We start from the raw sequence: 14,352 nt of genomic DNA, 5'->3' as shown, positions 1-14,352 counted from the left end.
GCAACGGAAAACCGGATAAATATATCGTATACCAATATAGGAAAAGCGCAACCGGTCAGGGTCTTCGCATTGCAACCGATTGAATGCGCTGCACCCAACTTGACAACGCAGAAATGATAATATCGTATACGGTGTACCGTATGTGGGGATTCATGCGGTCAACAGGGAGCAAAAATCAATGAGATATAATGCCCTCGCCGCGGGGTCCGCCGTGGCGCGTTTCCGGTGCGTGCTGATGCTGAGTTGCCTGGGGCTTTCCGCTGGCGCCCTTTCAACCGCGGCCTTCGCCCAGACGCTGCCCGAGACCGCCCAGGACACGGCGGGCGAGAACAAGGCGGCCGATATCGTCGTTACCGGTTCCCGCATCCGCCGCGCCGCAGCCGACAGTCCTTCGCCGCTTTCGATCGTCGATGCAGACCAGATCAAGGCGACTGGCACGCAGAACATCGCCGATGTCGTCAACCAGCTTCCGGCACTGGCCGTCACCCAGACCAACCAGACCAGCAACCTTGCGGGCAACGCTGGCGTCAATGCGCTTGACCTGCGCGGCCTGGGCACGCAGCGCACGCTGGTACTGGTCGACGGTCGCCGTCAGGTGGCGGCGATTCCGGGTACTTCGGCGGTCGATCTCAGCAATATTCCCTCCAGCCTCGTCCAGCGCGTGGAGGTGATCACCGGCGGCGCCTCGGCGCTGTACGGCGCGGATGCGGTTGCGGGCGTGGCCAACTTCATCCTCAAGAAGGACTTCGAAGGGGTCGAGGCGAACACGCGCTACAGTGCGTCCACGCGCGGCGACATGGATACCTACGGGTTCGACCTGCTGGCCGGCGCCAACTTTGCCGACCATCGCGGCAACGTGACGCTTTACGGGTTCTTCGAGAACACGCCCGGAACCGTCAGCGGTGCGGACCGGCCATGGACGGCGGACGGTTATCCGATCTACGCCCGCACCAGCAGTTCAAGCCCCTATTACATCCAGGATCACGTTCGCAACATCAACACCGCCGATGCCGCGCAAGTGGTACTGGGCGGCAGGCTTTACGCGGTCAGCGGCAATGGCACGCTGCGCGATCCGATCCTCGGTCCGGGTGGTTTCGTCAACGCCGTTCCCGTCAATCTGGGCACGTCGACCGAACCGCTGGGCACTTTGCTGACCGATGGCGGCGAATATAATGGCCGCTATGACGGCTGGTTCCTCTCGGTTCCCTCGCAGCGTATCAACACCCGCGCATCGGCGAGCTTTGAGGTCAGCGATGCGCTGAAGCTGTTCGCCAACGCTACTTTCGCGCACAATACGTCCAAGGCCGGCTATCTCCAGATGACCGCCTTCGGCACCGACGTCGTTCCGGCGGACAGCCCCTACATCACGGACGAGATGCGCGCTGCCAATGGCGGTGCGGTGCCGGCGGGCGGCGTGCAGTTCGCGCGGCGTTTCATGGAACTGGCCGCTCCGCGCACCGAGTATGACCGCACGCTGTTCCAGGCCGTGACCGGTGCCGAGGGTGATTTCACGCTCTTCTCCAAGCCATGGAACTATTCGACCTATTACTCCTACGGCAAGACCACCGAACGCGTGCGCGACGTCAATTCGACTGCATACGATCGCTGGTATCTGGGCCTCGACAGCACGACGGGGCCGGACGGCAAGGCGATCTGCCGCAGCACGCTCGACGATCCCGGCAACGGCTGCGTGGCGATCAATCCCCTGGTGAAGCTCACGCCGGAGATGATCGACTACATCACCTATACCTCGCACTGGTCGAAATCGACGCTGACGCAGCAGGTCCTGTCCGGCTACGTTAGCGGCGGCCTGTTCGACCTTCCCGGCGGCGCGGTGCAGGTTGTGCTGGGCGGAGAGTACCGCAAGGAGCGCAACGATATCGGCGCGATCCCCGAGTACAATCCGGACAGCCCGCTTTACGATCCCACCATCGGCACGACCGCCGGAACGCTGGTAGGAAAGTATTCGGTCAAGGAAGTCTACGGCGAAGTCCACGTCCCGCTGCTGGCGAAGACGCCATTCTTCGAGACGCTTTCGCTGGACGGCGCGCTGCGCCTTTCGGACTACAGCACCGCCGGTTCGACTACGACCTGGAAGATCGGCGGCGAATGGGCGCCGATCCGTGACATCCGCTTCCGCGCGACTTATGGCCAGGCCGTGCGCGCGCCGAACATAGGCGAGCTTTACACAGCGGACAGCATTTCGGGTCTCTGGATCACGGACCCGTGCAACACCTACAACCTCGCCAACCGGGCTACCCGCACGCAGTACACGGCGGCGAACTGCGCGGCGATCAGCCCTGCGGATACCGCCAGCTACTGGCTCTACCGTGACATCATCTCGAGCGGCAATCTCGACCTGAAGCCGGAAACCGCCAAGACGCTGACGGTCGGCGCGGTGATGCAGCCGCGCTTCTTGCCGGGCCTGTCGCTGACGGTCGATTACTACAACATCGACCTGCGCAATGCGATCGATGCGTTCGGTGCGCAGACCCTGATCGACAAGTGCGTGGATCAGCCGACGCTCGACAATATCTTCTGCCCCCTCATCAAGCGCGACGCCAACGGCAATCTCGAAGCGGTGATGACGCAGAAGCTGAACCTTGCGCAGTATCTGACGCGGGGTATCGATTTCGGCCTGAACTATTCGGTTCCGCTGGCACGGCTCGGCCTGCCGGACGACGAGGGCAAGCTTTCGATCGACGCCAACTACACGCGCCTGCTCAATCGTCGCTACACGCTCGATCCGTCCGATCCCAATTCGATCACCGAATATGCCGGAATCTTCGGTTCTCCGAAGTGGAAGGGTGTTGTGCGCACGACCTATTCGCGTGACGGCTTGGGCTTCACCTGGAGCCTGCGCCACGTCTCGCCGATGAAGGCCAGCACCACGATCACCAAGGAGAAGTACAGCAAGATCTGGACGCCGAACGTATTCTACAACGATTTCTCGGCCTTCTTCGCGCTCACTGACAATATCGAACTGTCAGGCGGGCTCAACAACGCCTTCGACCGCAAGCCGCCGCGCATCCCCGGTGCCGAGGCGGGCGGCGCGAACTTCGAACTGAGCGAACAGTCCGGTGTCTACGATGTGATCGGACGCACCTTCTTCCTCAGCCTGAGGTTCCACCGATGATACAGGCGCGCCCGGTTTCCTTGGGAAGCCGGGCGCGCTCATTTGGTGGCTGTTCGTTCAGCGCCAGTTTCTCTCGCGAGCGGCACTTTCCTGTGCGGCGTCAAGTGGCTCGCCCGCGGCCATCTCCTGCGCGGCCGCCAGCAAAGCGGCACCGGCGGACCCGGCCTGCCGGTAAGTACCAGCTGCCCTGTCGCCCGGCTTCATCGTCCGCTCGAGAACCCAGTCGCGGTCATCCTTGCAGGCGATGCCCGTTGCCGCGCGGGCTTCGAACACGCGGCAATAGCCGCCGTCGCTGCGCCGGAAGCTGGTGAGGATACGCAAGTCGCCATCTCCTCCCGCCGATGCCAGCGTGCGGTCGAGCCCCTTTGCCAGCGTACCCGAGGCCACCAGCCTGTCGCCATTCGACGTGATCGGCCCTTCGCTGTGAAGCCGGGTGCCCAGCATCAGCCCGAGCACCAGTGAAGCGGCGATGGCGAAGGCCATGCGCCGATCAGCGAAGATCGGAGCGCGTGATCTTCTTTCGGCCTTGCGGCGCGCCTTTTCGGCTTCCTCGCGGCGGCTGCGTGCGCTCGCGAAGTCCAGCACCTGCGCCGGTGCGGCGTGGTTGCTGTCGGTCATCTGCTCTTCCGCCTCCTCGGCGGCGGCGCGGGCGATCATGTCGGTGAGCGCATCGGGCACGGGTTCCCTGGCCACCGGTGCGAAATGTCCGCGCAGGGTTTCGCGAAGGCCGCGCTCGGCATCGAGCCGCCGGGCCAGTTCCGGGTCCGCCGCAATGGCGGCTTCGACGCGCGCAGCATCTTCGGGCGAAAGCTCGCCGTCGACGAGCGCCATCAGTTCTTCCGCCGTCACGCTCATGCCACTTCTCCCAATTCCTTCATCAGTGCTTCCCGGCCGCGACCTAGCCGGGAGGTCAGTGTTCCCTGCGGAATGCCGATCATCTCGGCGGCCTCGCGGTAAGCGAAGCCTTCGACCAGCACCAGCACGACGGCCTCGCGCTGTTCTTCCGGCAGCCGCGCCAGCGCGCGGTCAACATTGCTCAGCTCGACGCGGTTCTCCGCGTCGCGGTCCCCGGCCATGCCGATGTTCGCGCCTTCGTCCTCGTGAGCGAAAGTCTGTGCCCGGCGCGCTCTTGCTCTGGTCTCGTCGATCCACTGGTTCCGCATGATCCTGTAAACCCACGCGTCAAGACGCGTCCCTTCCTGCCACTGCTGGCGGGCCCTGAGCGCACGCTCGACGGTCGACTGGCAAAGGTCGTCGGCATCGGCGGCATTCTGCGCAAGCCCGCGTGCGAACCGCCGCAAGCGTGGCAGCAGTGCCGTCAGTTCGTTGCAGAAGCCGTTGTTGCTCATCGAATTGCCATGTCCCGGGATGAAACGTCCCGATGCCACCGTTTCATCCCCTGACGCCATTTATTTTTGCTATCGGACCACTGATGATACCGCGCGGGAAGACACCATACGCATTGCTGGCCTCGCTGCTCCTGGCCCTGACGGGGCCGGCGCAGGCACAGCTTTCGCTTCCCGGCGGGATTGATCCGCTCGGCACTTTGGGGCGGGTTGGCGATGCCGCGCAGGAATTGACGGATCGAGCACTGGCGCCAACCTCGACAATCGAGCGCAGCGCGCGCCAACTTGCGCAGGCGCGTATCGCGCGTCTGGAAGGCTTGGTCATGGCAAGCCGGGGAGCGGTGGACTGGGATGATCGCCATGAACCGGCCCGCGCCGGAGAGGTACTGTTGCTCGATCCCGACCCTGCCAGCCTTGCCCTCGCGCGGGACCGGGGATTCCTGCCGATCGAGCAAGGTGTGATCGAGGATCTCGGCATCGCTTATGCGCGGCTTTCCGTCCCCGCCGGGCAATCGCTCGCCCGCGGGCTCAAGATCTTGCGCCGGGCGCTGCCAGGCCGCGAGATCACGGCTGACCAGATTCATTTCCCGTCAGGCGTGGGCGCCGGTGGGACCAATGCGAAGCCTGCTACGCCGGCGCTGCCACGAGGGGGAACGGTCGGCGTTATCGATGGTGCGATTGCGGGCTCGGATCGGCTTGTCGCTCAGCGCGGTTTCGCCAGCGGCGCCCCCAAAGGCAGTGAGCATGCTTCTGCGATCGCCTCGCTGCTCAAGAGTGCAGGATCGGCGCGGATCTATGGTGCCGATGTCTACGGTTCGGACCCGGCTGGCGGCAATGCCCTTGCTATCGCGCGCGCGCTTGGCTGGATGGCGGGGCAGGGGGTGCCGGTCGTGTCGATCAGCCTGGTCGGGCCTGTCAATCCGTTGCTGGCGCGGGCGGTGGCGGCTGCCCGCGCGAAAGGGATGGCGGTGGTCGCCGCCGTCGGCAATGACGGCGCCGCTGCGCCTCCTGCCTACCCGGCGTCCTATCCCGGTGTTGTCGCGGTGACCGGAGTGGACGGTCGGGGCCGGGTGCTGATCGAGGCCGGACGGGCATCCCACCTGGATTATGCTGCTCCCGGCGCGGACATGTCGGCAATCGTTCCTGCCAAGGGACGCATCGGTTTGCGGGGCACGTCCTTCGCCGCTCCTCTAGCGGCGTCCCGCATCGCGGCTCGCATGGCGCAGGGCAGGAGTGCCGCTTCGGCTCTTGAAGCCGCGAATTCCGAGGCATTCGGCGCATCGCGCCAGACTGGACGGGGCGTGCTCTGCATGATCTGCCGTTCGGGTACATAAGAGGCCGCGCGGAATTTTTTTATAAAAATCGCCTTCGTCACGGATGAAAGCGCAATGGCCATCCGTTCCTCTCACAGACACCCCGGCAAGGCGAGATGCCCTGGCGGCAGGTACGACAAGAGGAAGGAACGAAATCATGAAGAAGCTCTCTTTCGGTACGGCCATCACCGTTTTCGCCATCGTAGCCGTTAGCGGCACTGCCAATGCCCAATTGCTGGGCGGCGGCGGACTGGGCGGCTCGCTGGGTGGTTCCCTGGGCGGTTCGCTCGGAGGCAGCATTGGTTCGGTCGGGAGTTCGATCGGCGGCGCGGGTAGCGGCGCGGGCGACATCGGTGTGTCGCGAACCACGCGTTCGGTCACGTCTTCGGCCAGGGGCAGCGGCGAGGGACGAGCCCGCAAGTCGGTGAGCGCGCCATCGATCTCCGCGCCGGACACTTCGGCGGTCCGCGATACGGCATCGGGCGCGGCAGGCAATCTGGGCGGTTCGGCGGGATCGCTCGGCGCCACGGGAAGCGGCACCGCGAGCGGAACAGCAAGCCGCACCGCCTCGGGCGCCATGCTTTCCGGCAGTGGCGCGGCCGATGGCGTGCTGTCAGCGGGAACGCTGCCGGGTGATGCGGCATCGACGCTCGGCAATGCCCGAAGCGCAGCCGGACAACAGCTTTCTTCCGCCGCATCCGGCGCGCGTGACCGTGCCGGCGAAACTGCCTCCGCAGTTCAGAGTGCGCAGGCCCAGGGATCGGGCAATGGTTCCGCCAATGCCGGTGCGGCCGAACACAATGCTGCCGCCTCGGGTTCGGCAGGAGCCTCGCGCTCGGCCTCCGGCGCCTCGGTCAACCTTGGCGCGAGCGCCAGCGGCAATTGAACCTGACAATACCCCCCGCGCACCGACGGGGCCGATGATCGGCTCATGACGGTGCGAGCCCCCGGTTGGCAGAAATGCCGCCGGGGGTTTTCGTTTCAGCGCAGCAACCCGGCGGTTCCGGGCATCAGGAAGCTGCGGTCAAGCTGGTTCAGCCGGTTCACGCCCAGCATGGCCATGCCCACGTCTATCTCGTTCGCGAGCAACGTCAGCGCATGTCGGGCTCCTGCCTCGCCAGCGGCGGCGCAGCCATAGAGCGTCGCACGGCCTACCATCACCGCGTCCGCGCCGATCGCCATGGCTTTCAGCACGTCTGCGCCGCGCCGGATGCCACTGTCGAACAGGACTGCTGCGCGCCCTGCCACGGCATCGACGATATCGCCGAGTGCGGTGATAGCGGGCGGCGAGGAATCGAAATTGCGCCCGCCATGGTTGGATACGGCGATACCGTCCACGCCGTGATCCACTGCCATCCGCGCATCGTCGGGATGGAGCAGGCCCTTGAGCACGAGTTTGCCGGGCCAGCGGCGGCGCAGTTCGGCCACGTCCTTCCAGTCGACCGAGGCGGAATTGGCGACGCGGGAGACCTTGCCGGTGATCCGTCCGCCGACTTCCGCCGGATAATTGGCGAACTGCGGCAAGCCGCCCTCCAGCATGTAGCGGCCCATGACCGAGGCGAGCCAGCGCGGTCGGCGCAGGAAATCGCCGACGAGGCGGGCGTTCGGGCGCACCGGGTTCGACATGCCGGCCCTGCGGTTGAATTCGCGCAGCGGCCAGAGCGGCGTATCCACTGTCAGCACCAGGACTTCCGCGCCGTTTTCCCGTGCGGCATCGACGACCTGCCACGACAGGTCGCGCCTTTCCCAGAGGTACATCTGCATCCAGTGCCCGCACGAGGCCACTTTGGCGATCTCGGCGAAGCTGGTGGTGGAACTAGTGGTCTGCGTGAAGGGAATGCCCGCTGTTGCCGCGGCTTTCGCGATGGCGCGTTCGCCGCGGTGCCACATGAGATCCGCTACCCCGGTGGGTGCGATCACCAGTGGGAGCGGCTGGCGGCGCCCGAACAGCGTAATTTCTGCGGAACGCGCGGAGACGTCGCGCAGGGTGCGCGGCAGGAGTTGCACGGCGCGCAGGGCATCGGGGTTCCGCCCGATCAGGAGATCGTCTTCGGTTCCCCGCTCCACGAACTCCCATATCGCGCGTGGCAGGCGGCGGCGGGCGAGGTCGCGAAGCTGGGGTATATTGTGCGCGCGTTCGGCGATGGCGGCCATCAGTTCAGCCCGAGATTTCTGGCGAACGTCGTGCCTTCGTATTCCGTGCGATAGATCCCGCGCTTCTGCAGGATCGGCACCACCTCGTCGACAAAACCTTCTACTGAGGAAGCCATGACCGTAGGAGTGAGGTTGAAGCCGTGGCAGCCGGTTTCGCGCCAGATGCTTTCCAGTTTGTCGGCGACTTGGTCGGGCGTGCCCACGAGCTGCGGCATGCCGACGGCAAGACCCCACTTGATGGCCACTTCGCGCAAGGTGAAGGGCCTGTCGCCCAGAACCGAGGTAAAGGCCTTCATCAGCCCCTGCGAAGCCTGGGTCGCCTGTTCCTGCATCGGCTGGTCCAGTTCGATGCCGGAGAAGTCCACGCCCATCGTGCCGGAAAGGCGGGCAAGGCAACCGTCGAGTGGCAAGCGTTCGATCAGGTCGTCGAGATGGCGCTGGGCTTCCTCCTCGGTGCCGCCGAGGATCGGCTGCACGCCAAACAGCACGCCCGGGGTTTTGCGGCCAAGACCGGAAGCGGCTTCTTCGAGTTGCCGCATGTAGCGCTGCATTCCCGGCAGATTCGGCTGGATCGCGAACACCACGTCGCCGTGCTCGATGCCGAAGCGCAGCCCCCGCCCGGAGGTTCCGGCCTGGAACAGCACCGGGCGACGCTGCGGCGAAGGCAGGACCGGGCCGACCGTGTGGCACTTGTGGAATTCACCGTTGAAGTCGACGAACTTCACCTTGTCGGGATCGGCATAGATGCCGCGTTCGCGGTCGGCCAGGATCGCGCCTTCGCCGATGGAATCCCAGAGCCGGTAGCAGATCTCCATATATTCGTCGGCAGCATCGTATCGGCGGTCATGTTCGAGCTGTTCGAGGCCCAGCGCGCGATGTTCGCCGCGCAAGTGGCCGGTGACGATATTCCAGCCGACACGTCCGCCGGACAGGTAGTCCAGCGTCGAGAGCTGGCGCACGATCGACCAGGGGCGATAGGAACTTGTCGACATCGTGGTTGCCAGGCCGAGATGTTCGGTGGCGGCGGCAAGGGCGGAAAGCAGTACGACAGGATCGTGGCTGGGCCAGCACACGCCGTACTTCACCGCGTCCTCGTGGCTGTCTCTATAGCGGTCGAACACGCCGGGCGTGTCGGCGAAGAACAGCCCGTCGAACTTCCCGCGCTCAAGCGTGCGAACGAGGCTTTGCCAGGCCTTGAGGTCGCTCATCGCGGAGAGCCGGGTATCGCCGGGCGCGGCCCAGCTCAGCACGGTATGATTGATCGGCGAATGGATCTGGAAGCTGACCAGATGAATCTGCTTGCTCGTCATGGCGCCGGTTCCCTCTCTCGCAATCTGAAGTGCAGGTCCGGCGGGCCGAAAGGCATGTCTGGACCTTTTTTAATGTATACAAGTTTTCGCGCCTGTATCCCGTAGGCGGGGGATGCGGCCGGAACCGGCGCAAGCCGGCCCCGGCCGCCCCTGCCGGACCTCCTAGAGGTCCCCTCCCCAGGTGCAGTCGTGAATTTCGATGCCGAGATCGGCGATGACCTTGTCCATGCCGAGCACCTCGAACAGCACTTCGCCCTCGCCGATGCGGCGGCGGAACTCGACTTCGGCAGCCGCGCGTTTCTCCGCGCTTTCAACCGTTTGCAGAAGGTGGGCGCGCGGGATGACGAGCACTCCGTCGGAATCGCCGACCACGACGTCGCCCGGTTCGACCAGTACGCCGTCCGCCACCAGCGGCACGTTGACCGCAACCGGGCCGCGTTTCTTCGGATGCTCGACGGAAACGGCCGTGGACCAGACCGGGTAGTCGAGCTCGCGAATGGCATCGACGTCGCGCATGGCGCCATGGACGACAGTGCCGGCAAGGCCTTTGCGGCGAGCGTAAGTGCAGGCCACGTCACCCCAAAGCGCCCCTTGATGGCCGCCGCCATTCGTCAGCACCAGCACGTCGCCGGCTTCCGCCACGTAGAGAGCTGCGTGAATGGCAAGATTGTCGCCGGGAAAATTCCACGCCGTGACGGCGGGGCCGCAGAGCTTCTGGCCGGGGGAGATGGGCGCCATCGCAGGGCTCATCAGGCACATGCGGCCGGCGATCTCGCCAAGGCCTTCGTGAAGATCGGCCACGCCGAACCGGGCTGCGCGGGCCACAAGCTCGGGATCGGGCCGGGGGATACGCTTGTAGATCACGGACTTGAGCGGAGCGGTCATTCGGAAATCTCCGGATTGAGGAGGGTCGCGGGTCGTTCTCCGCGGCTTACGCAGTCGACGACGCTGGCGACGTGGAGCGCCATGTCCTTCATGCCCGCCTCGGTGACGCCGGCGACATGCGGTGAGAGCATGCAGTTGGTCAGGCCGAACAAGGGGTTGTCCGGGGACGGCGGTTCGGCTTCGAAAACGTCGATCCCGGCTCCCGCGATCTGGCCGGATCTGAGCGCCTCGGCGAGCGCGGCCTCATTGACGATGCCCCCGCGCGAGCAGTTCACCAGGATCGCATGCGGTGCCATCAGGCCGAGTTCGACAGTGTCGATCAGGTTGCGCGTGCCTTCGCTGAGCGGAGTGTGGATCGAGACGATGTCGCGCTGGAGAATCCGTTCGAGGGGCAGAGGTTCGACCCCGGCGGCGCGCATGTCCTCATCCGGCACCATCGGATCGAACGCCGCAACTTCGGCTCCGAAACCGGCGCTGCATATGCGTGCGACGCAGCGGGCGATGCGGCCGAAGCCGATCAGTCCGACTTTCGCGCCGGTCAGGTCTCCAAGGCGGATCTGCCAGCGCTCGTCCCAGCGATTGCCGCGCACCAGTGCGTCCATCTCGCGGGACTGGCGCAGCAACGAGAGCATCATCGAGACCGCGCCTTCGGCCACGGCGGTGGAGTTGTTGCCGCCCGGCGTGTTGGCCACCATCACGCCCTGCGCGCTGGCTGCCGGAATGGCGATGTTGTCTACGCCCGCACCGTGTTTCACGATGGCCTTGAGGCGGGGCATCGCACCGAAAATCTCCGGCCCCAACGGGCTGGTGCGGATGACGATCACGCTGGTTTCGCGAAGCCTTGCGTCCTCGCGCCAGTTCGCCGGAGCGATAATGTCATGGCGGGCGCTCAGCCTTTCCACGCCGATAGGGTGGATAGGATCGATAATGCATACGAGTTCGCGGGAACTCACGGCTGAATCTCCTCTCCATGACGATTATGTATACGTTTGTGGCTTGAGTGTCTCGTGAAAGCTCTTTCTCGCGCGGTCAACTCCTATTAGGTCTTTCCGCAAAGAGATGTATCCGATCTGTCCGTTTTTCGTCCGGGCGATCGGCTGAGAGGAGAATGCGATGTTCGCTGCCCCGCCCGCCGTCATGGCGGAACCCTTCTGCCGTATTCCCGAGAAATTCCGCCGGCACGGCGAGACGACCGAATGGGCCAGGGTCCAGCTTCACGGTGCGGCAGCGCCGGTGTTTCTCGAAGGACCGGTGTTCGATGCGCAGGGGAACCTGTGGGTTACCGATATTCCCTGGGGACGGCTGTTCCGGATCGCGCCCGACGGAACCTGCGAACTGGGTTTCGAATACGATGGGCAGCCGAACGGCATGAAGTTCCTCGCCGATGGACGGCTGCTGGTGGCGGACCATCACAAGGGCATGGTCGTTTGCGACTTGCAGAGCGGAAAGGCGGAAACATGGTTCGACCGCTACCTGCTCGAACCTTTCCTTGGCTGCAACGACCTGACGATCGCGCGCAATGGCGATATCTACTTCACCGACCAGGGCCAGTCGGGCTGGCAGAACCCCAATGGCCGGCTGTTCCGCGTGCGCGCCGGGACGGCGCAGCCCGAATTGCTGCTGGACCGGATTCCCAGTCCCAACGGGCTCGTGCTGAACAAGGCCGAGACGGCGCTGTTCCTGGCGGTTACCCGCGCCAATGCCGTTTGGCGGTGCCCACTGGTCAACGACGGTGCGGTGATCAGCAAGGTGGGGACCTATATCCAGATGTCCGGCGGCTCCGGGCCGGACGGACTGACGATCGACGAGGATGACAATCTCGTCGTCTGCCATGTCGGTTTCGGCGCGGTCTGGCTTTTCAGCAATCGGGGCGAGCCGATGCTGCGGATCGATGTGCCGGAAGGGCGCTATACCACCAATGCGGCATATGGCGGACCGGGCAACAAATGGCTCTACTTCACGGAATCGAGCACCGGCACCGTTTACCGGGTGGAGATGCCGGTGCCGGGACGTCCGATCTGTTCGGCTAGCATCTGAGGAGTTTTTATCCCCTTCGCGCGCGCGAAAAATGCGTCCCGCGCCAATCCGATTGGCGTCAGGCGCGGGGGGGCTTGGTCTTTGCGTCGGACTGGCTCAACAGGTGGGCGTAGCGCTCCAGCCCGATCCGCGTGCGGCCGATATGCATGACGAGGACGGCCTGTGCGGTTTCCACTTCGCGGCGGCTTATCGCGTCATAGAGCAGCCGGTGTTCCACGTCGTGCGTGCGATTGCCGCTGCCGAGCGAGAGCTTCATGTAGGCCCGGCGATAGCTCTGCGTTGTATCCCAGACGCGCTCGACGATCTGCGCGAGCAGCGGCGTATCGTGGCGGCGATAGGTGATCCAGTGAAACTCGCGGCCCAGCGCGATCGTCTCGTCAAGGTCGGAAACCTGCTCGATCCGCTCCATCACCTCCTTGAGGTCGGCCAGGTCTTGTTCTGTCAGGTTCGGCACGCTTTCCGCCAGCAGCAGCGGCTCCACCCTGGCGCGTATCTCGAACGAGACTTCGAGATCGCGCATCGTCAGGCTCGTCACCCGGGCCCCGGTGTTGGGGCGCATGGTGACGAGGCCGCGTGCTTCCAGCATCCGCAGGGCATCGCGCACCGGGATGCGGCTGGTTTCCAGCTCCGCCGCCAGTTCGTCCTGCTTGATCCGGGTTCCCGGCCGCAGATCCCCCGAGAGGATACGCTCTGCGAGGATATCGGCGATGCGCTGGCTGGCAACGGAGGATGGTTGGGAACTCATGATGTTCCCCTGATAGGCGATTCTGCCCGTGGGTCGAGGTGTGAACGCGGCTCCGGCGGTTTGCGAGGCAGGTTACGGCAGGGCGATCTTCGCAATGTCCGCTTCGGCCACGGCGGGAACAGGACGCTCGCCCTCGCTCTCGGGCGCCAGCAGACCTTCCCATTGGGTGATGACCGAGGTGGCGATGGCGTTGCCCAGGACGTTGGTGGCGGTGCGGCCCATGTCCATGAAGTGATCGACAGCAAGGATGAAGGCCACGCCTTCGACCGGCAGGTCGAACTGCGCCAGCGTGGCGGCGACCACCACCAGCGAGGCGCGGGGGACCGCCGCGATGCCCTTGCTCGTCACCATCAGCACCAGCAGGATCGTGATCTGCGTCATGAGCGGCAGGTCTATGCCGTAAGCTTGCGCGATGAACATCGTCGCGAAAGTGGCGTACATCATCGAGCCGTCGAGGTTGAAGCTGTAGCCCAGTGGCAGGATGAAGCTGTAGATGCGCCGGGGCACGCCGAAGCGGTCCAGTTGTTCCAGCATCTTGGGATAGGCCGCCTCGGAAGAGGCGGTCGAAAAGGCGAGCAGCACCGGTTCGCGCACATGGCGGATCAGCGAGAAGATGCGCTTGCCGAGGAATAGCGCGCCCGCGGCCAGCAGGAGAACCCAGAGCGCCATGAGCGCAAGGTAGAATTCGCCCACCAGCGTGCCGAAGGTCCTGAGCACGCCGAGGCCCTCGGTCGTCACGGCCGCCGCCAGCGCGCCGAACACGGCCAGCGGCGCGACCCGCATGACGTAGCCGGTCACTTTCAGCATGAGTTGGGCCATGGTCTCTATCAGCAGCACCACCGGCTTGCCGGCATCGCCCAGCGCCGTGAGGCCCACGCCGATGAAGAGCGAGAAGACCACGATCTGGAGCACCGAATTGTCTGCCATCGCGCCGACCATCGATGTCGGGAACACGTGCAGCACGAAGTCACGCAAATTCAGGGCACTGCCATTGACGGGCGCGTCGACGTTCGTGGCAGAGCGCACGAGGTCCAGCCCCTCGCCGGGGGCGAAGAGGTTCACGAATACCAGGCCCAGCGTCAGCGAGATCAGGCTGGCGATCACGAACCAGGCCATGGCCCGCCCGCCGATCCGGCCCAATGCGCCGCTGTCTCCCATATGCGCAACCCCCGCGACCAGCGTGGAAAACACCAGCGGCGCGATGATCATCTTTATGAGGTGCAGGAAAATGTCGGCAAGGAGGTGGAAGTAGCCCGCCACTTGCCCGGCGGTTTCGGCCGATCCGCCGACGATCTGGTTGGCGGCAAATCCGGCGCAGACGCCGGATACCATCCCGGCGACGATCAGGGTCGTCAGGCGACGTGACATAGGCAGTACTCTTTGGAAGAGGGGCGGGGCCCAAAAAAGGACCCGGTTCCGCCGGGAT

General features: G+C 64.9%; 12 protein-coding genes. 4 read left to right on the top strand and 8 right to left on the bottom strand.

Annotated features, from left to right (window positions below):
* The first annotated feature begins 178 nt into the window (after positions 1–178).
* Positions 179–3,136, top strand: a complete 2,958-nt coding sequence (locus U9J33_RS19010) for a TonB-dependent receptor domain-containing protein (protein WP_231636021.1) — start codon at positions 179–181, stop codon at positions 3,134–3,136.
* A 57-nt stretch (positions 3,137–3,193) separates the two neighbouring features.
* On the opposite strand, the gene U9J33_RS19005 is transcribed toward U9J33_RS19010, so the two are convergent.
* Positions 3,194–3,991: an anti-sigma factor family protein gene (locus U9J33_RS19005; protein WP_185999814.1), complete on the bottom strand. Its 798-nt coding sequence runs from the start codon at positions 3,989–3,991 to the stop codon at positions 3,194–3,196.
* Positions 3,988–4,485: an RNA polymerase sigma factor gene (locus U9J33_RS19000; RefSeq protein WP_054439074.1), complete on the bottom strand. Its 498-nt coding sequence runs from the start codon at positions 4,483–4,485 to the stop codon at positions 3,988–3,990. Before U9J33_RS19000 ends, U9J33_RS19005 begins: the two co-directional genes overlap by 4 nt.
* A gap of 83 nt (positions 4,486–4,568) precedes the next feature.
* Between U9J33_RS19000 and U9J33_RS18995 the strand changes: the two genes are divergently transcribed.
* Complete coding sequence (locus tag U9J33_RS18995; protein WP_185999813.1) at positions 4,569–5,816, top strand: S8 family serine peptidase; 1,248 nt, start codon at positions 4,569–4,571, stop codon at positions 5,814–5,816.
* A gap of 136 nt (positions 5,817–5,952) precedes the next feature.
* Positions 5,953–6,681, top strand: a complete 729-nt coding sequence (locus U9J33_RS18990; RefSeq protein ID WP_054439072.1) for a hypothetical protein — start codon at positions 5,953–5,955, stop codon at positions 6,679–6,681.
* A 95-nt stretch (positions 6,682–6,776) separates the two neighbouring features.
* Here U9J33_RS18990 and U9J33_RS18985 read toward each other — a convergent pair whose 3' ends face one another.
* The 4 genes from U9J33_RS18985 to U9J33_RS18970 form a co-directional block, all read right to left on the bottom strand.
* Complete coding sequence (locus tag U9J33_RS18985; RefSeq protein WP_324699700.1) at positions 6,777–7,949, bottom strand: alpha-hydroxy acid oxidase; 1,173 nt, start codon at positions 7,947–7,949, stop codon at positions 6,777–6,779.
* Positions 7,949–9,259, bottom strand: coding sequence for an NtaA/DmoA family FMN-dependent monooxygenase (locus U9J33_RS18980; RefSeq protein ID WP_185999812.1), 1,311 nt, complete (start codon positions 9,257–9,259; stop codon positions 7,949–7,951). The genes U9J33_RS18985 and U9J33_RS18980 overlap by 1 nt, the downstream gene beginning before the upstream one ends.
* A gap of 162 nt (positions 9,260–9,421) precedes the next feature.
* A complete protein-coding gene (locus tag U9J33_RS18975) occupies positions 9,422–10,144 on the bottom strand; it encodes a 4-carboxy-4-hydroxy-2-oxoadipate aldolase/oxaloacetate decarboxylase (protein ID WP_054439070.1) in 723 nt (240 codons plus the stop codon).
* Positions 10,141–11,097 carry a hydroxyacid dehydrogenase gene (locus U9J33_RS18970; RefSeq protein ID WP_185999811.1) on the bottom strand — a complete coding sequence of 319 codons (957 nt, stop codon included), beginning with the start codon at positions 11,095–11,097 and terminating at the stop codon, positions 10,141–10,143. The genes U9J33_RS18975 and U9J33_RS18970 overlap by 4 nt, the downstream gene beginning before the upstream one ends.
* Positions 11,098–11,257: 160 nt before the next feature.
* On the opposite strand from U9J33_RS18970, the gene U9J33_RS18965 reads away from it, so the two are divergent.
* Positions 11,258–12,181 carry an SMP-30/gluconolactonase/LRE family protein gene (locus U9J33_RS18965; RefSeq protein ID WP_324699699.1) on the top strand — a complete coding sequence of 308 codons (924 nt, stop codon included), beginning with the start codon at positions 11,258–11,260 and terminating at the stop codon, positions 12,179–12,181.
* Between the two features lie 58 nt (positions 12,182–12,239).
* On the opposite strand, the gene U9J33_RS18960 is transcribed toward U9J33_RS18965, so the two are convergent.
* Positions 12,240–12,926, bottom strand: a complete 687-nt coding sequence (locus U9J33_RS18960) for a GntR family transcriptional regulator (protein WP_185999809.1) — start codon at positions 12,924–12,926, stop codon at positions 12,240–12,242.
* A gap of 72 nt (positions 12,927–12,998) precedes the next feature.
* Positions 12,999–14,294 (bottom strand): dicarboxylate/amino acid:cation symporter, encoded by a 1,296-nt coding sequence (locus U9J33_RS18955; RefSeq protein ID WP_324699698.1) that lies wholly within the window; start codon positions 14,292–14,294, stop codon positions 12,999–13,001.
* Between the last annotated feature and the right edge of the window lie 58 nt (positions 14,295–14,352).

Source organism: Novosphingobium sp. RL4, assembly GCF_035658495.1.
Classification (GTDB): domain Bacteria; phylum Pseudomonadota; class Alphaproteobacteria; order Sphingomonadales; family Sphingomonadaceae; genus Novosphingobium.
Note: the sequence above shows the minus strand (reverse complement) of the source record. Positions and strands in the feature narration are given on the sequence as shown.

Excerpts from the sequence above, each read along its gene's own strand:
- U9J33_RS18955 (WP_324699698.1), bottom strand. The coding sequence starts at position 14,294 with ATGTCACGTCGCCTGACGACCCTGATCGTCGCCGGGATGGTATCCGGC.
- U9J33_RS18960 (WP_185999809.1), bottom strand. The coding sequence starts at position 12,926 with ATGAGTTCCCAACCATCCTCCGTTGCCAGCCAGCGCATCGCCGATATC.
- U9J33_RS19010 (WP_231636021.1), top strand. The coding sequence starts at position 179 with ATGAGATATAATGCCCTCGCCGCGGGGTCCGCCGTGGCGCGTTTCCGG.
- U9J33_RS19005 (WP_185999814.1), bottom strand. The coding sequence starts at position 3,991 with ATGAGCGTGACGGCGGAAGAACTGATGGCGCTCGTCGACGGCGAGCTT.
- U9J33_RS18985 (WP_324699700.1), bottom strand. The coding sequence starts at position 7,949 with ATGGCCGCCATCGCCGAACGCGCGCACAATATACCCCAGCTTCGCGAC.
- U9J33_RS18965 (WP_324699699.1), top strand. The coding sequence starts at position 11,258 with ATGTTCGCTGCCCCGCCCGCCGTCATGGCGGAACCCTTCTGCCGTATT.
- U9J33_RS18995 (WP_185999813.1), top strand. The coding sequence starts at position 4,569 with ATGATACCGCGCGGGAAGACACCATACGCATTGCTGGCCTCGCTGCTC.
- U9J33_RS18975 (WP_054439070.1), bottom strand. The coding sequence starts at position 10,144 with ATGACCGCTCCGCTCAAGTCCGTGATCTACAAGCGTATCCCCCGGCCC.
- U9J33_RS18980 (WP_185999812.1), bottom strand. The coding sequence starts at position 9,259 with ATGACGAGCAAGCAGATTCATCTGGTCAGCTTCCAGATCCATTCGCCG.
- U9J33_RS19000 (WP_054439074.1), bottom strand. The coding sequence starts at position 4,485 with ATGAGCAACAACGGCTTCTGCAACGAACTGACGGCACTGCTGCCACGC.
- U9J33_RS18990 (WP_054439072.1), top strand. The coding sequence starts at position 5,953 with ATGAAGAAGCTCTCTTTCGGTACGGCCATCACCGTTTTCGCCATCGTA.